17 protein-coding genes are annotated in these 16,675 nt (G+C 59.1%); 11 read left to right on the plus strand and 6 right to left on the minus strand.

Features of this window, described 5'->3' with window-relative positions; genetic code table 11:
- The gene (mgtA, locus tag JJB74_RS24830; protein WP_200596486.1) at nt 1-2,763 is read left to right on the plus strand and encodes a magnesium-translocating P-type ATPase; all 2,763 of its coding nucleotides are present in this window, start codon (nt 1-3) and stop codon (nt 2,761-2,763) included.
- Between the two features lie 47 nt (nt 2,764-2,810).
- Nucleotides 2,811-3,764 carry a cation diffusion facilitator family transporter gene (locus JJB74_RS24835; RefSeq protein WP_200596489.1) on the plus strand — a complete coding sequence of 318 codons (954 nt, stop codon included), beginning with the start codon at nt 2,811-2,813 and terminating at the stop codon, nt 3,762-3,764.
- Nucleotides 3,765-3,868: 104 nt separating this feature from the next.
- Here JJB74_RS24835 and JJB74_RS24840 read toward each other — a convergent pair whose 3' ends face one another.
- The gene (locus JJB74_RS24840; RefSeq protein ID WP_234484836.1) at nt 3,869-4,909 is read right to left on the minus strand and encodes a site-specific integrase; all 1,041 of its coding nucleotides are present in this window, start codon (nt 4,907-4,909) and stop codon (nt 3,869-3,871) included.
- A gap of 173 nt (nt 4,910-5,082) precedes the next feature.
- Here JJB74_RS24840 and JJB74_RS24845 point away from each other — a divergent pair, with 173 nt between their 5' ends.
- The 3 genes from JJB74_RS24845 (at nt 5,083) to JJB74_RS33730 (ending at nt 6,768) form a co-directional block, all read left to right on the plus strand.
- A complete protein-coding gene (locus JJB74_RS24845; protein ID WP_200596492.1) occupies nt 5,083-6,135 on the plus strand; it encodes a DNA-binding protein in 1,053 nt (350 codons plus the stop codon).
- Between the two features lie 131 nt (nt 6,136-6,266).
- The gene (locus tag JJB74_RS24850; protein WP_200596494.1) at nt 6,267-6,554 is read left to right on the plus strand and encodes a hypothetical protein; all 288 of its coding nucleotides are present in this window, start codon (nt 6,267-6,269) and stop codon (nt 6,552-6,554) included.
- A gap of 88 nt (nt 6,555-6,642) precedes the next feature.
- Nucleotides 6,643-6,768 carry a hypothetical protein gene (locus tag JJB74_RS33730; RefSeq protein ID WP_267913190.1) on the plus strand — a complete coding sequence of 42 codons (126 nt, stop codon included), beginning with the start codon at nt 6,643-6,645 and terminating at the stop codon, nt 6,766-6,768.
- Between the two features lie 24 nt (nt 6,769-6,792).
- Here JJB74_RS33730 and JJB74_RS24855 read toward each other — a convergent pair whose 3' ends face one another.
- Nucleotides 6,793-7,044 (minus strand): hypothetical protein, encoded by a 252-nt coding sequence (locus tag JJB74_RS24855; protein ID WP_200596497.1) that lies wholly within the window; start codon nt 7,042-7,044, stop codon nt 6,793-6,795.
- Nucleotides 7,045-7,109: 65 nt separating this feature from the next.
- Nucleotides 7,110-8,150 carry a tyrosine-type recombinase/integrase gene (locus tag JJB74_RS24860; RefSeq protein WP_234484845.1) on the minus strand — a complete coding sequence of 347 codons (1,041 nt, stop codon included), beginning with the start codon at nt 8,148-8,150 and terminating at the stop codon, nt 7,110-7,112.
- 742 nt (nt 8,151-8,892) lie between these two features.
- Between JJB74_RS24860 and JJB74_RS24865 the strand changes: the two genes are divergently transcribed.
- The 4 genes from JJB74_RS24865 (at nt 8,893) to JJB74_RS24880 (ending at nt 11,142) form a co-directional block, all read left to right on the plus strand.
- Nucleotides 8,893-9,372 carry a hypothetical protein gene (locus tag JJB74_RS24865; RefSeq protein WP_200596503.1) on the plus strand — a complete coding sequence of 160 codons (480 nt, stop codon included), beginning with the start codon at nt 8,893-8,895 and terminating at the stop codon, nt 9,370-9,372.
- Nucleotides 9,373-9,434: 62 nt separating this feature from the next.
- Nucleotides 9,435-9,905 carry a hypothetical protein gene (locus JJB74_RS24870; protein WP_200596506.1) on the plus strand — a complete coding sequence of 157 codons (471 nt, stop codon included), beginning with the start codon at nt 9,435-9,437 and terminating at the stop codon, nt 9,903-9,905.
- A 165-nt stretch (nt 9,906-10,070) separates the two neighbouring features.
- A complete protein-coding gene (locus tag JJB74_RS24875; protein WP_200596509.1) occupies nt 10,071-10,610 on the plus strand; it encodes a helix-turn-helix domain-containing protein in 540 nt (179 codons plus the stop codon).
- Nucleotides 10,528-11,142 carry a transposase gene (locus JJB74_RS24880; protein ID WP_200596512.1) on the plus strand — a complete coding sequence of 205 codons (615 nt, stop codon included), beginning with the start codon at nt 10,528-10,530 and terminating at the stop codon, nt 11,140-11,142. Before JJB74_RS24875 ends, JJB74_RS24880 begins: the two co-directional genes overlap by 83 nt.
- A 143-nt stretch (nt 11,143-11,285) precedes the next feature.
- Here JJB74_RS24880 and JJB74_RS24885 read toward each other — a convergent pair whose 3' ends face one another.
- On the minus strand, nt 11,286-11,846 hold the full coding sequence (locus tag JJB74_RS24885; RefSeq protein WP_200596514.1) for a hypothetical protein: 561 nt from the start codon (nt 11,844-11,846) through the stop codon (nt 11,286-11,288).
- Between the two features lie 255 nt (nt 11,847-12,101).
- Here JJB74_RS24885 and JJB74_RS24890 point away from each other — a divergent pair, with 255 nt between their 5' ends.
- Nucleotides 12,102-12,413 (plus strand): hypothetical protein, encoded by a 312-nt coding sequence (locus JJB74_RS24890; protein ID WP_200596516.1) that lies wholly within the window; start codon nt 12,102-12,104, stop codon nt 12,411-12,413.
- 201 nt (nt 12,414-12,614) lie between these two features.
- Entirely contained in the window at nt 12,615-13,253 is a 639-nt protein-coding gene (locus JJB74_RS24895; RefSeq protein WP_200596518.1) for a hypothetical protein, read from the plus strand.
- Nucleotides 13,254-13,341: 88 nt separating this feature from the next.
- Here JJB74_RS24895 and JJB74_RS24900 read toward each other — a convergent pair whose 3' ends face one another.
- Together JJB74_RS24900 and JJB74_RS24905 are read right to left on the minus strand one after the other, a co-directional pair.
- Nucleotides 13,342-14,460 carry a hypothetical protein gene (locus JJB74_RS24900; RefSeq protein WP_200596520.1) on the minus strand — a complete coding sequence of 373 codons (1,119 nt, stop codon included), beginning with the start codon at nt 14,458-14,460 and terminating at the stop codon, nt 13,342-13,344.
- A 62-nt stretch (nt 14,461-14,522) separates the two neighbouring features.
- Nucleotides 14,523-16,658 (minus strand): hypothetical protein, encoded by a 2,136-nt coding sequence (locus JJB74_RS24905; protein WP_200596522.1) that lies wholly within the window; start codon nt 16,656-16,658, stop codon nt 14,523-14,525.
- Nucleotides 16,659-16,675: the final 17 nt, after the last annotated feature.

Below are 16,675 nucleotides of genomic sequence, written 5' to 3' on the forward strand. Positions count from 1 at the left end.
ATGAATCTCAGCCTTCTTAAGGAAACCTTCGCCAACTTCGTGCGCGCGCATGGCATGGAGCACCACTTTCGCCGCCTGGCGATCCTGGACATGTTCCGCGCCACGCCGGCGGCGAAAGAGCTTCCGCCATCGCTGGCGCAGGCGTTGATCGACGCATCGGACACACCACCCGGCACATTGTTGGCCCGGCTGGGCAGCCGCCCGGAGGGGTTGACCGAGGCGGAGGCGGAGGCGATCCGCGACAAGGTCGGGCTCAATGAAGTCGAGCACGAGAAGCCGCTGCCGTGGTGGATCCATCTGTGGAATTGCTACCGGAATCCTTTCAACTTGCTGTTGACGGTACTGGCCATCATTTCGTACCTGACCGAAGACATGAAGGCCACGACCGTGATTGGATCGATGGTCATGCTGTCCACCATCCTGCGTTTTGTGCAGGAATCGCGCTCCAACAAGGCGGCGGACAAGCTCAAGGAAATGGTAAGCAATACCGCGACTGTATTGCGGCGGGATGTTCCGGCAGAGATGCATGGGGAGGCGCGCAGGTATCCCGACATGGGGCTGACCAATGGCGGTCGGCGCATCGAACTTCCGATCAAACAGCTGGTGCCCGGCGATATCGTCTTGCTTTCCGCCGGCGACATGATCCCGGCGGATGTACGGATCCTGGCGGCGAAAGACTTGTTCGTCAGCCAGGCGGCGATGACCGGCGAATCGATGCCGGTCGAGAAATTCGCCACGGACCAGAAAGAGAAAACATCCAACCCGCTGGAAGTCGACAATCTCTGCTTCATGGGGACCAACGTGGTGAGCGGCTCTGCCACCGCAGTGGTGGTCAGCACCGGCAATCACACTTATTTCGGCGCTCTGGCCGCGCGGGTGACGGCGACCAGCCGCGAAGCGACCGCTTTCCAGGCCGGGGTCAACAAGGTGAGCTGGGTGCTGATCCGCTTCATGCTGGTGATGACGCCGATCGTCTTGCTGCTTAATGGGGTGACCAAAGGGGACTGGCTGGAGGCGTTTCTGTTCGCGTTGTCGATCGCCGTCGGCCTGACGCCTGAAATGCTGCCGGTGATCGTCACGTCGACTCTGGCCAAGGGCGCCGTCATCCTGTCACGTCAAAAGGTTATCGTGAAGCGCCTCGATGCGATCCAGAACTTTGGCGCGATGGATGTACTGTGCACCGACAAGACCGGAACACTGACGCAGGACAAGATCTTCCTGACGCGCCATACCGATGTATTTGGAGAAGAATCCGACTCGGTACTGGAATATGCATACCTGAACAGCTATTACCAGACCGGCTTGAAGAACTTGCTGGACGTGGCGGTGCTGGAGCATGCTGAGGTGCACCGCGAGCTGGAGGTCGCGACCGCCTTTCGCAAGGTCGACGAGATTCCGTTCGATTTCACGCGGCGGCGCATGTCGGTCGTGGTGGCCGAGCACGATGAGCATCATCTGCTGATTTGCAAGGGCGCGGTCGAGGAAATCCTGGCAGTGTGCACGCGTGTGCAGCACGGCGATGCGGTCGAGCCACTGACGTCCGACCTTTTGTCTCGAATCCGGACCGTGACCGCCGATCTGAACGAAGAAGGCTTGCGGGTGGTTGCGGTGGCGGCCAAGGAATTGCCGCCGGCGAAGGAAACCTACGGGCTGGCCGACGAATCGGACCTGACGCTGGTCGGTTATATCGCCTTCCTCGACCCGCCAAAGGAATCCACGGCACCAGCGTTGAAGGCGCTCAAGGAGCATGGCGTGGCCGTCAAAATATTGACCGGCGATAACGAACTGGTCACCGCCAAGATCTGCCGCGAGGTCGGACTGCCGGTGGCGGACATGCTGCTCGGCTCGCAGATCGAGCGGATGAGCGATGAGGAATTGGCTGGCAAGGTCGAGGCCGCCAACGTATTTGCCAAATTGAGCCCCGCGCACAAGGAACGCATCGTGCGGGTGCTGCACGATAACGGCCATGTGGTCGGATTCATGGGCGATGGCATCAACGATGCCGCGGCACTGCGTGCGGCCGACATCGGCATTTCCGTCGATTCGGCGGTCGATATCGCGAAGGAAGCCGCCGACATCATCCTGCTGGAAAAGAGCCTAATGGTGCTCGAAGAGGGCGTGGTGGAAGGCCGCAAAACCTTTGCCAACATGCTCAAGTACATCAAGATGACGGCCAGTTCGAACTTCGGCAATGTGTTTTCGGTATTGGTGGCGAGCGCCTTCCTGCCATTCCTGCCGATGTTGCCGATGCAATTGCTGGTGCAGAACCTGATGTACGACATTTCGCAGATTGCGATCCCGTTCGATCACGTGGACCAGGAATTCCTGCAAAAGCCTCAACGCTGGAACCCGGACGACCTGGGACGCTTCATGGTATTTTTCGGGCCGATCAGCTCGGTGTTCGATATTCTGACGTTCGCCTTGATGTGGTTCGTGTTCGGCGCGAACTCACCGGAACATCAAACGCTGTTCCAGTCCGGCTGGTTTGTCGAAGGGCTGCTGTCGCAAACCCTGATCGTGCACATGATCCGCACCCGCAAGATTCCGTTCATCCAGAGTCGCGCAGCGTGGCCGCTGCTGGGCATGACAGCGATCATCATGGCGGTCGGCATTCTGTTGCCGATGTCGGCGACAGCCGACTACTTCAAATTCCAGGCGCTACCGCTGGCCTATTTCCCGTGGCTTGCACTGATCCTGCTGTCCTATGTCGGGTTGACCCAGGCGATGAAGGGGTGGTATTCGCGGCGCTACGGCTGGCAGTAGGAAAACAACCAACAGTACCGGCTCCGACAAGAAAGGAGGCAAGTCCCATGGAATTTCAAGAGTTCGACGACGCGGCCGAGGACAGCGAAGTGCTCGTCGCTGCGCGTGCCCGTGCCGCCAACCGCAGCACCTGGGTGAGCGTCGCAGTGAATCTGACCCTGAGCGCCGCCCAGATCGTGGTCGGTGTAGTCGCCCGTTCCCAAGGCCTGATCGCGGATGGCCTGCATTCGCTATCCGATCTGGTGGCGGATTTCGTCGTGCTTCTGGCAAGCCATCACAGCAAAAAGGATGCGGACGAAGACCATCCGTACGGGCACCAGCGCTTCGAAACTGCGGCGTCGCTTTTCCTTGGGGTGCTCCTGTTGATTGTGGGAGTGGGAATGCTATGGTCCGCGCTACGCAAGCTGGAAGATCCGAATGGCATTCCGCGGGTTCATACGGCTGCACTTTGGGTGGCGATCGGCGCTCTTGCCGCCAAGGAGCTTCTTTTCCGATACATGCTGGGTGTCGCCAAACGGGTCAAGTCGAGCATGCTCGTAGTGAATGCGTGGCACGCGCGGTCGGATGCGGCTTCGTCGTTGGTGGTGGGACTCGGTATTGCAGGTAATTTGCTGGGGTACCCCATTCTCGACCCAGTGGCAGCATTGATCGTTGGATTAATGATCAGCAAGATGGGTTGGGGCTTTGGCTGGGATGCATTGCAGGATTTGATGGATCGCTCGGCAGACGAACGAGAGGTGCAATCCATCCGGCAGACATTGCTGGAAACACCCGGGATAATCGGGGTTCATGACCTACGTACGCGAAAGATGGGGGACATGATTGTTGTCGATGCGCATCTTGAGGTGGATGCATCGATGACGGTTGAGGCCGGCCACAACATCGCCGTGGCGGCGCGGCAGCGGGTTATGCAACGTCATCGGGTATTGAATCTCATGACGCATGTCGATCCAGCACTTAAGACAGAGCGCAATCATTCACCCATCATTGCCGGCATTTGATTCGGAGGACGACGAACTCGCGTAATTTTCTTCGGCATCGATGAATTCAAGGCACTGCGGCGTGCGTATCGTGGAGACTGCTCACAAAATGGAAAAATCGTACGCTACGGCTTTGATGTGTCATTTTTCTCCTTTCGCCTAAGCAGCGTCAATGCGGCATTGGCCTCGAACCGGTCGGCTTCGTCAATATATCCCTGCACCGTGCCATCGTGCCGCCAGCCGCCTTGCCGTTTGATGTCCTTGAAATCGGCTCCGGACCGGTGCGCGCTGGTAGCCAAGCCGCGCCGCAAACTGTGGCTACTAAGTTCCGGGACGTAAGGCAATGCCGCCGCCTCGGCGCACGCCTCCAAGATAGCGTTGATGGTGCCGCCGTACAATGGATCGGTACCAAGGACACCCCAGCGGGTAATTCGACGAAACACTGCCCCCGAAGTGATATTCGCTGCTTCCAGCCAACGCTTCAAAGCCTTCACTGGACAACAGATTCCATCCGGGCTTCCGTAGGGAATCGCCTTGGTGACACCTCTCCCTTCCTGATCGGTCTTCGAGCGCGACAGCGTGATCACCAAGCCGTCCGGGGCCCATGTCAGTTCGTCCACCGTCAGTGCGGCCAGCTCGCTGCGCCGCAGCGCGCCGAAGAAGCCGATCTGTATCAGCGCGTTATTTCGAATGGCAATCAGACTAGTGTCCGGTCCCAGCTTCGCTACGATTAACTCCATATCCTCGATCGGCAACGCCTTGGCCTTCTTTTTCGGCTTGCCATGCGTGCGTGTGATGCCTTTGAGCGTCTTGCGGACATTCGGATCGGTGGTCGGATCGGGAAAACCCTGGAATGCATGCCATTGCGCCAGTGCTGTCAGGCGCAGCGCCAGCGTGCGCGGATTCAGGGAATCGGAATACGTCAGCAAGTACCGCAGTACTGCTCCCGAATCGCATGGTAAAACGCCGCCCCAAGTATGAAAATGCCGGATTGCTGAGCGGTAGGTACGGCGGGTGTTTTCCGAAGTGGCCGCCGAGATAAAGCGCTGGTGTCGCGCTGCCATTTCTGACTCGGAAATGAGCGTACCGGCGGTACGTTTTGCGAAGGTTTCTGGCAAAACAGCATTTTCCGTCTTGTTTTCTTCCACGCTCATTTTGTCGCTCATTTTCGGGTTTTTTGGGTGCATTACATTCAGTGTAATGCGGAATTCAGGTTTAAGCCACGATAAATTATTTTATCGACAGTTATGTGTAATGGAAGACTTATTTCTAAATTCCGTTATATATCGTAGTATTACATTGTACGTATTACGGTATCTTATCTAATGGAGACGCAACCATGGCTCGTGCTGGCATCCTCTATTCAGACGTTGCGAAAGCCGCCGCCCAACTAGCCGCTGACGGCAAGAACCCGACCGTTGACGGCGTGCGCGAGGCGCTCGGCCGCACCGGCAGCAAGAGCACGATCACGCCGCTGCTGAAGAGATGGAAGACCGAGCACCAAAGCGAGATTGAGCAAGTCGAAGCAGGTCTGCCGCCGTCGCTCCTGGCCGCCGTCAAGGGACTGTACCAGCACATGGAGGACGAGTTCGCACAGCGCCTCAAACAGGCGCGGCAGGCGCATGACGACGCACTGTGCGCGGCTGCCGAGCGCGAGGAGAAGCTGCGCACCGAATGCGGGGCGGCACGCACGACGAATGCAGCGCTGACCGAGGATCTGGCGCACACGCGGCAAGCACTGGCGCAACTGCAGGAACGCCACCATGCGCAGAGCGTAACGCTGGCCACGGTCGAGGCGGAAAACGCCGGCCTGCAGCAGCGTCTCGCCGATCGCGCGGCAGAAGTGGACACGCTCGACCGCCTGCTGTCGCAGGCGAGAGCTCAATTCGAGCACTACCATGAAGCGACCGCGGCGCAACGGGCCGAGGAGCGTCAAGGATACGAGCGGCGCATCGCGCGCCTGGAACAGGACCTAGCCGGCGCCCAGCGCCACGTCGCCGCGCAGCAGGCGACGATCGCCCATCTGACCGCCGAGCAGGAGCGCTCTGCGCAGGCATTGCGCGCCGCGCAGGCAGAGTTGGCGGCGGCTAGCACGGCACGCGATCGGCTGGCCGGCCGCCTCGAAGACGAGACAGCCGCGAAAGAACACATGATTACGCAGCTCGACGCCATGCGGCAGCAGCTGGCGGACGTGCGCGTCGAAATGGCCGGCAAGGTGCGCGAGAACGAAATGCTGGGTGAGCAGCTGCGCCGTGCCGATGAACGCGCTAGTCAACTGGCCGAGGAAAAGGCGGCCTGGCTGCAAGAACGCGGCGCCCTCGAGCAGCGCGTGCAGGCGTCCGGGCAGAAAGCGAGCGACTTCAGCGGCTCAGTCACCACGCAACCGTCGTAACACGGGAGTTGCTGGTGCGGAGATTTATATCGCCGAGTGGAAATCGAAAATCCGGATTCTCCTTTTAGATCATCGACTTAACTTAACTTTGGCGAAAAAAACACGAATCCCGGCCGCCCCTCCAACTCGCCATGGGCTATGACGCCAGCCATGACGATCAGCACGCCGCCGGAGAACTGGCAGCGGCGGCCGCCTGCTTTGCGCTGGGAAGCGCCAAGGTCACGCTGCCTGGTATCGACCAGCCTGTCCAGCAATGGCCCGCAGAATGGCCGCAGGACCTGTTGGCAAGGAATACCCGGATGCGCCAGCTCGTGATCGCTGGCGCTTTGATCGCCGCCGAGATCGAGCGCCTGCAACGGGCGCACTTCGCTGCTATCGACGCTGCGGAAACGAGCACCCTCGATCATCTGGAATTCTAGATCTGTCTCAAATGCGATGTGCTTGCGGGTATTGTCGCGTGGCTATAGGATTGTGTTGTCAATTGCACATCACTTGCGGAGGTAGGTCATGCTGAACTTTCTCTCAGATGTCATGCTCGCTGTCCGGCTGCACAAGGCAGAGCACCGTCCGCTGACGGTCTCTTTCCGGATCGCCCGGGATCGCCGCCGGCACATGCCGGAATGGGCCGCGTAAGCTTCGCCGCGGCACACGCGCAATCTATTTCAGCCGCTTGACGGCCTCTTCGTGCAGGTCGTTGAACGCTTCCTCTCTGCCGCGGTTGCGAAATTCCACCAGCAGGTCGATCACCCTGTCGAAATTTTCCCTGTCCAAGGTATAGAGCAGTTCCGAAATCGGACCGTGGCCGTTGAGATCCTTGATGATCGCCTTCAGCGCCCGGCTGCCGCCCGTTCCTTGCAGTGAATTGGTGACGGCCACCAGTTCGTTCAGCTTTCTTTCGTACGGTCCCATGACGCCCTTATCGGTGAAGCAGCTTGCCGCTGCGGATGGTATGACCCTGCCGATTATGCGGGGAGTCAGGCCTGTCGCGCCACCGGGCGGTATTTATTCACCAGGCCGACAAAGATCTCGGTGGTCTTGATATCGCGGTGGCCCATCAGATCGTACAGCTGCTCCAGCGTGGTTCCCTGCGCCAGCTCACGCACGGCGAAGGTATTGCGCAGCGTGCGGCCGCCCTGGTGGTCGACGGACACCATGCCGGCGCGCTCGAACGTCGCCTTGATATGGCGATACAGCGTGACACGGTCGATCTTCTCGTTCTTTCGTAACGCCGCAGGGAAAAGCAATTTGCCCGGCACATCGAGGCCGGCGCGTTCCTTCAACCACGGCTGCAGGAAGCCGACGTATGCTTTGCGCAGGATGGTGTCATGCGGCAGGCTGGTGCCGTCGGACGCGGCCGGATTGACGGTGATGGTGATGGAGCCGTCGGTCATGGGCTTGCCGATATTCTCGATATACAGGCCGGCGATCTCGGAGACTTTCAGGCCGGCGCCGATGGCCAGCGCCAGCATGGCGCGATCGCGACGGCGCTTCCAGTTCTGCTTCGGATCGCTCGGCTCGCCTGGCAGCGCGCGCAGGAAAGCTTCTTCCTGTTCAGTCGTCAGCGCGACGGTCGGCTTGTCGACGCCGGCGGCGTCCTTCTGTTCGCCGCGATAGATGCCGTGGACGGCGATCGACGCCGGATTCGGGATGACCTCCAGATGGCGGTAGACGCGCTCGAGCAAGCGCACATGGCGCTCGCGGATGGTGCTGACCATATCCTTGTCGCCCTTGCCGCGGCCGGTGACCTGGGCGTCGAGAAAACGCAGGATGTGTTCCGGCGTGACGGAAAACAGATTCACGCTCTCGCCGGCCATCCAGCGCACGAACTTGCCAAACATGTGGACGAGGTTCTTGCGGGTGGAATCGCGCAGCGGCCGCTTTTTCTGGTCGGCGTCTTTGGCTGGTGGGCGGCGGCCGTGCTCCAGATATTCGCTGGAGGCGACGAACTCGGCGAAGGCCATGATCGGCTCGCGGCGCCAGCCGTCCGGGTGGTCATATAAACCGCGCGTTGTCATATCCAATGTATGGCCCTCCTTTGCAAGCCGGGCGGCGCAGCCGCCCTGTCTTTATGGCTTCTTCCCTGATCTGTCGTTACTGTCCAAGCATACAGTAACAGGGGAGGTAGAGACAAGATTGCAACAATCTATCCATCACCCCAACCAACCCCAAACATACCCCTATCGACCTCCTCCGCATGGAATCTTGCTATCTCTTATCGACCATTCAAAGCCCCTTGTGCGGCCATCCTCCCCGCAGCGCCCACGCCATAATGGACATAAAAAGAAAAAAGGGGATGCAGAGGACCGTAGCCATGAGGCAGGCGGTCGGTACGCAGCGAGGACAAAGCGCCAGCAGGTCGGCGAAGCCGGGGTATGAGGCAACCTGGCAGGGATCGAGGTGGCGAGGATCAAAAGGAAAAAAAGAACTCAGCAGGGACCTAGCCGGAGCGGCGGGCGGTCGGACGGTGGCGTGGCATGCGGGGCTGGCGCTTGCGCCAGAAAGAAAAGAAAGGGGGAAAGGATAAAAGGGAGGAAAAGGAGGTGGCGGTCGGCGGTCGGATCGCTCGGGAGGTGGTCGGAGGGGCGATATGGGGTGGTGGGTGGGATGGATAGATTGTTGCATTTACTTCCAAAGATTATGCGCGCTGGGTTTGCGGTAATTACTTGCTGCCACTAGCAGATCGCATTCCTTATATGAAACAATCACATCTCGCATGAGGCAGCGAGAAAAGTAGATATAGAACAGTCGAGCAGGCAAGTGAATCCGCAAAAGTACATCGAGAAATTGCAGCGATTTAAGGCAGATCCCGATATCGGCGAGCTGCTCGATTTCGATAAGATTGCTGTGTCGCGCGCCTTCGTGGAAGCCCTTGAAGGCGCAATCGAACATTATGATGCTCACCGCGATACAACTTTTATCTCCAATCTCCTTGGCGCCATCCAAGAGTCCTCCTGCTATAACGGGGTGCTTCAATACGCCTGTGATCGCATTAGACGCACTCCCAAATTCGTAGACGGCGCTCTGAAGTTCATAAAGTCCGATTCGCCCGCCCCCGCTCATCAGACATTAGCTCACTACATCAAAAGCCATCGTGGCACGGCCCGAGTCGTTCAAACGCCGAAACGTCCCACAGAGCCTTCTGCGCCCAAGAAGAAATCGAAACGGCGTCCCTATCTGGATATGCTGGACTCGCCCGCCCGTCTGCCTGGCAGCTTTGAGGGCGGAAGACGGCGGTAGCCGCGCACTGAAGTCCCGAGCAAGGCATAGAAGAAACGTCTGTCAATCATTCCTCAGTACTGATGCATTCCTGTAATAGCGACACCGAAGAGAAAGCGGCAACCATCCTCGGAAGAATTCTGTTCGAGTTTTCACGCCTTGAGATGGAACTCGGGCTGTGTATCGTTTGGATTGAGGGCGGCGCACTCCTTGAGCAGCTCACGCGCAAGCACGAATATTCCACCTTCAACGAACGTTTAGGGTTTCTTCGCGAATCTGTCGACCAACTGCTTCCCGCAGGTTCGAAGGGCCACACCGCTTACACTGGCTGGCTCGATCAAGCCGATACACTGCGCAAATTGCGCAATGAGCTTATTCACGGCCGTTGGGGAGTTGATACGACTGTCGAGCGGGTCGTCAACGTGATCGGAATGCCTACATCGCCAAACCAGAGATCGGTTGGCTACTCACTTGAACAATTGAAGCAAGTCCTCGACTCTGTGAACGTACTCCGTAATGACCTTAGTACCTTGCGCGATCGGTGGCCACTGTAAGAGAGCTCCTCAATCTGGAGTGCTCAACAAAATAACGCTGTTAGTAGGGTGCTATCGCAAGAATCGGCCTGGCATATCTGTTCATTGAGCCGCAATGCCTCTAAGCATGGCGATATAAAGATTTTGACCTAGACTGGTTTATGGCCACGGCAAGAGGAGCGCGCCATGAGCGAATTCAGGTTGACCAGGGCGCAAGAGCGCCGACTGGTGGAAACACTGCGCCGTACGCATGATGTACGGCAGTATCGGCGCAGCCTTGCTGTGCTGGAATGCGGGCGAGGCAAACCCGTGAACGAAGTCGCTGCGGCGCTGCATGTGACGCGCCAGAGCATTCACAATTGGGTCACCCGTTATCGCCATGCGGGGCAATGCACGGCTCTGGCAGATCGCGTCCATCGCGGACGGCCACGCCGTGCGGACCGCACGGTGGACGCCTTCCTGCAGGAGTTGCTGCAGATGCCGCCGGCACAGTGCGGGTATCACGCCACGCATTGGACGGTGTCATTACTCCAGGACCAGTTGCGGCAGCATCTGAACCAGGCATTTTGTGATGCGACGGTCAGGCGGGTGCTGCATCGTCTGGGCTATGTGTGGAAGCGACCGCGCTACGTGTTGGCGGCCGATGCTCAGCGCGAAAAAAAAGTCTCGTATCCGGCGCGTGCTTGGCAACTTACCGCCGCGCAGTGTCGTGCTGGTGGAGGATGAAACCGATCTGCTGCTCTTCCCACCGCTGCGCGCCATGTGGTCACCGCGCGGGGTGCCGGCGCGGGTGCTGCTCACTGGCTGGAATGCGCGGCGCACCGTCTTTGGCTGCATGAACCTGGCCACCGGCCACCGCGTGTTCCAACTCCGGTACCGACAGCGGGCTGACGACTTCCAAGCGTTCCTGCACCAGTTGCACCGGCAATACCGGGGTTGGCAGGTGACCTTGCTGTTGGATAGTGATAGCAGCCATACGGCCCTGTCTTCCCAAGCCGTGGCCGCAGAACTCGGTATCCAGCTGTTATGGCTGCCGAAGCGGGCACCCGAGCTCAATCCGATGGATACGCTCTGGGGACAAGGCAAGGATGCGATCTGCGCCAACAAACAATACGCATCAATCGATGAACAGGCCGCGCAGTTCATCGACCATCTTGCTGGATTAACGGACGCCGAAGCCCTCAAGACTTCCGGCATCCGCTCCAAGCATTTTTGGCTCAGGAAGGCAATGGTAAAGAGATTCTGTCGACCCGCTTAGCTGTCGTCTGAACCGGATTCGATCAATCTCTCGAGTGTGCATAAGGCTCCGGGAATGCCTCGGCATTTGTTCCATGGCAGGGAGAGATAGCGCGTTTCCACCCCGTCCCTATCTGCAATATTTTTGGGTGTCAGAGAACGCTGTCAACTTACCAGGTCCGCCTCTCTTCGTGCATGGAATCGATCGAAGATGAACTCGTTTTTGAGTGTCGACCAGCCACACAGGAGAAACTCTGAATCAGACCGGAAACGATACTGCGCGGCTGCAGACTTCAAACGCTGCAACCCCGCCTCAACGTCTTCTTTCGTCTTCTGTTGGAACACAAAAACCTTGTAGGAGGAATCAGCCTGAAGAAGTTTGTTGAAGTCATACCGCTTTGTACATTCCTGCATGTATGAGACCTCAATTTCCATGGCTAGAATTACCTCAACAAGATTGCCTTCCTGGTCGAATCTTCTCCAGACCAAGTCATAAAGCCATTCGCCGGCCTTTCTGGAAGGCCGACACTTGATCTGGTCTCGACCGGGCATACCCACCTTCCCTGCCATCTCAGAGAATTTCGCCTTGATCGCTGCGTTCTTCATGGGCGACGTCCAAATTACCTTCTTCCAATTGGCAATGCCGCGCTCCTTGGCTGTTGTCACCTTATAGTCAACTGCACTTTTCTGAACTTCTTCTAGCCAAGCTTGAAACTGGTCGAGCACCGCGTGTGTCCTTTTAAAATCGGATTTCAATGTTCCGGAATGGAAATAGAATGATTCTACAGAGGATGATTTCTTTCCGTCACTATCTGGGTCCGTCCCCTGTTGTATGGTGAATCAGGGTCACTCGCGAACTTGCTTTCCCGCCGGGACAGTCCCTGTAGATTCTCACCGTTTGAGCTGAAAAGTCTTCCACTTCGGTGTTCGACATCTCCTGGTATCGCAAACGCCGTTTCGGCACCAACCAGGAGAAACCCCATGTTGTACAACGCTGTCCTGAAAGCCCGCCAGCTCGCGCTCGTCTCGCTGATCCTCGCCGTACGGATGATCTGCGACTTCTACAACTGGCTGTTTAACGTCCAGACCGTCTCCGTCATCAACATCGACGGCAACGGCTTCAATGAGTACGAGTACACCGCTGTGCCTTCCGTCAAACCCAACGTGTATCGCGTGGCCTTTCGCCACTGGATCAATGGCAGGACCGTCTCCAACTGGAGCGAAACGATGGATACCCGTGAGTGGCTCGCCACACGCAGCCGTCTGATGGACCAGGGAGCCCGCTCTGCCTGATCCGAACCTCCTCCGCCCCGGTTTTCGCACATGCGAAGCCGGGGTTTCTCTTTTAAGTCGTACAAAACTTCGCGTACGGGACGGTATTCATGGGTGAAGCAGGCGCTAGCTTTAGCGGATCTCTAGGTAGGCAATAGTTTAAAATTGCCTGCGCCATTGATTGCAATATGGCGCATCTTCGCCTAACCACAAAGTCAGGATATGAACCAACAAAATCATCACAGGAATGCCCAACCGATGGGTAAGGCCTATCTCGATTTTGCACGGGATATTTTGGAGGGGCGCGGTGGCCGACTGCGCAGCCGCGACACGCGCGCTGTCTTTAATGAACGCCGGTCCGCCACCGCGCTTTACGAGACGTCTGCCAGTCAGGACCAAGGCACGGTGCTTTCCGAAGGCCTCGGTAATGCCGCTCCAGAAGATGGCGGCGACGACGAGGATGGGGACGGCGCCGGCGACGGCGACCCCGACAGTGACCGATCCCCGCCTTCCTCTTCCATTCCCACGTCAACGCCCACACGGGCAATTTCTACACTCTCACCGCAATTTCCTCGACGCCCACACGAGGACAAACCAGATAAAAAGAGCGTCCATAGGCGCAAAAAAAGCGCTTCAGTGGCTCCATGCTGTGATGCCGTTTGGGCACGCTGGGATATTGCGCGCCGGTCCTTACGGCTAGTCGGGTTCGCGATCTTCGCGGCCTATGCTTTGGCCGTGGTGTTTGTTCTGATGGGCGAGCGCGATTTGGCAGCAACGATATTGAAGCATACGGTGCCCGGCATTTCCGGCAAGGTATGTGGACTTGTTCTTGTCGGAATGAGCTGCAGAAAATCTGGCTGATCTGCGTCTAGCTGCCCCCTGGCCATCCGAATGACGATTGGCCAGGGAAATGCCGGGGCGCATGTGAGAGTGGATTTTATCGATCTGCCTAGAATGGCAGCGCGAAAGACAGCGAGATCCGCTGCGACTTCGATTTGCTCAGGTTGAGCGTATCGGTCTGCGCGAGGAAGTGAAAGTAGCCGCTGTCTACGCCGATACCGATCGCGTTGAAGCGTGTTTCCGCATTGAGCTTCACCGTCGTCGCGCCAAAGCGCCGCGATACCGAGAACGTCGGGATATATACGTCCGCATATCGCGCCACCTGTGCAGACATGCCCCATTTGTCCAGATCATAGGACAAGGTAGCCGCGGTATAGCGCGGAAAGGAAATGTCGCGGTCGACTTGCTGGTTCTTCCCGGACAAGAGCGGCCGGTAATTCACATAGCCATTGCTGTCGTACGAGGTGACATTCGAATTGGCCGTTTCATCCGTCACCGGCAGCTTCGTCCAGCGCAGGCCGCTATAGATATCGTCGGCCTGGACCTGCAGGGTGAGCCGTTGCGTCAACGGCAGCGTCGCCCCGATGGACAGGCTGGCCCCTTTGGCGTTCGTGTCACCGTTCATGAAAGGAAAGGTCGCGCCCGTGTCGGCGTCGTGGTGACTGGCGTTGAAGCTATAAGTGTCGGCTTGGCTGTAGCTCACAGAACCGGACACATTCACTTCGCGGTATTTCTGGCCGGTGTAGAACGCGCCGCTGATATCGATGCGGCTCGGCCGGCCGGCGATGGTCGGGCCCATGAACTCCCGGCCGACGCGGATGCCTTGCGCTTGCAGCGCGGTGTAATCGGCCTGCAGCGGGACTGTCACCGGGCCAGTGGGGCGCTGGCGCTCGCGATACAGCCGCACCGCGTCCAGCGTCGCGCGATCGGCTTGGAGGATGGCATCCTGGCGAAATTCCCAGCCAAGGCGCCAGCCATCCTTTGCCACACCGAAGGCCGCATGGTCGCGCTGGAAAAAGGTGTTGCGGCCGTTTCGCGGCGAATAGTTCTTCGACCAGTCGCCCTCGAGCTGGCTGAACGGGAAAGCGTCATACGCGCGCCAGCAGTCGGCGTCCGCGTACGCCGCCCATCCGGAAGCAGGCACTTTGGTCGATACCGGGCCGGATTCGGTCGTCTGCGCCGCCGCGGTCACGCTCGCCAGCAGGCAGGAAAGGAAAAGGATACGCATGTTTAGGCGATAAAAAAGCCCGGCGCAGCTGCGCGCCAGGCTCGTGGGGGAAAGCTGAAAGCTTATTTCAGCGACTCGTAAGCGCCGTCGGCGTAGTAGACGATGCCCTTGCCGAGGTCCAGTTTTGCAACCGTCGCGCCATCCTTGGTCACGTCCACGTTCTGCGTCGTGTCGGTGAACGAGAACGCCACACCCGAGCTGCTCTGCACCTTGACCAGCGGCGCAGCGCCGGCCCTGGCGGTAACGGTGGCATTCACGACCGAGGTGCCGTCGTTGTACTGCGCCGTCATGTTGGTCGCGTCGATCGCAAGACGGGTCACGCCCACGTTCAGGCCAATCTTCGGCCGGTTCGGCACCGACAGTTGACCGCTGACGAACGCGGCGTCCACGGGGAAGTTGCTCGCGGTGACCGGGGCAAAGGTATCGAACTGGCTATAGTTCTGGCGTGCGATCGATACGTTCCCGGTAAAGACAGTCACGCCATCCTTTTGCAGCGCGCCCTGGAAGACCAGGCTCGTCGGCATCAGCGACAGACCATTCTTGTCGGCCTGGGTCCGGGAGAGCGTGAGCTTGCCGTTGGCGCCAGTCGTGCCGGTGCCGCCGTTCATCACCAGATACAGCTCGTTGGCGTTGTCCTGCGCCACCACGCCGTTGACCATGTTCAGGCGCAGGTGCGACGACGGATCCACATTCATCGTGCCAACCGTCTGGCCACCCTTGAGCGCTGCGAACTTGCCGCCGAAGTTGTACTGGTAGACGTTGTTGCCCAGATCGGCGCGGGTTGCGTCGAAGTCCCAGTTTTCGCTGTCATCGATCACCGCGCCGGTGTGATCAAAGCGGCCCGGCATCGTGCCATGCAGCGACAGCTGCACCAGGCTGGCATCCGTCTGCGCATAGGTCAGCGTGCCCTGTGCGGCATTACCGACCGGATTCACGATCGGAGCGCCCTTCACGTAGGTATGGGTGGCGTTATCCCAGGTGTAAGTCACCGATCCCTTTTGCGTGCTGGCGGCATAGTCGAAATGAATGCCATCGGCCTGCGGGGTCAGCGTGATGGTGCGGTTCAGATAGGTCTGGGTCTGCGGACCGAGCGGCACATAGACATAGTTCGGGTCGCTCAGAGCAGCGTCGGTGATCACGTTACAGGTGATGGACAGCGGCGAAGCCTGTACCTCGCAGTTGCCATAGCCATTCGAAATCGGCTGGCCATAGGGCGCGAAGCTGCCGGTGTGCGCGACGTTGCCCGTGACAATCAGCGACGTCGGCATCGCCGGGTTGGCCTGGTAGCTATTCAGGTAGGCGATCGCGCTTTGGGCCAGTGCGAACGTGTCCGCGACATTGCCGCCTGCCGGTGCCACGCCGTTTTGCAGATCGGTCTTGATCTGGCTGATGGTGTTGGTCAGCGCGTTGTCGGCATTGATCGATTGCAGGTTGGTGCGCAGGCTGCCGAACAAGGCTTTCGCGGCTTCGACGGGGTTGGCCGGGGTCGGTACCGGCTGCGCTTGCGTCGGCGATGGCTGGGCATCCGTGGAGGACGGGTTCGGCGTGGAGGCGGGCGCGGCCAGCGGGATGCCAACGGGGGTGGTCTTGCCGGTATGGTTAATCGTCGCATCGCTGGCGACTTCGTTGAGCGCGTCGCGCAGCGGCGCTTGGCTGGAAGCATCCAGCACCGTGACGCCGTTCTGGATGGTCACCGAACCGGCGACCTTGTCCACGACACAGGCGATGCGGTCGGCCGGCGCGGTCTGTGCGCAGTTCAGGCTGCTGTCCTTGGCCATCTGCGAAATCGCCGCGAGCATCAGGCTCTGGTTCTTCTCGTCTTCGCTGGCGCCGGCAGCCGCGTCGCTATTGGCGTTGACCGGCTGCACCGTCTCGGGATCGAAGCCGAGCAGCGTGCGCACGCCCTCTTTCGCCTGTTGCACTGCCTGGCTCGTCAACTTGCCGCCGCCGGCGCTCTCGGCCGCACGCGCCACCATTTCCGTGAACGGCGACACCGCTGCCTTGTAGGTGGTCGTGGCGGCTGCGGCCAGATTCACGACGCTGCGCAGTTTCATCCCTGCCGGCAGCGCGATGTCCTGACCGGTAGCCTCGTCAGCCATCATCGCGCCGGTCGCCGTGCTCACCTCGACGACGAAGTTCAGTACCGAGGACGGGAGCTGGAACGCATAGGTGCCATCGTTGCCGGTCTGGGTCGTCACCAACGGATCGGCTGCAC

The sequence above is a fragment of the Noviherbaspirillum pedocola genome (assembly GCF_016632335.1).
GTDB lineage: Bacteria > Pseudomonadota > Gammaproteobacteria > Burkholderiales > Burkholderiaceae_D > Noviherbaspirillum_A > Noviherbaspirillum_A pedocola.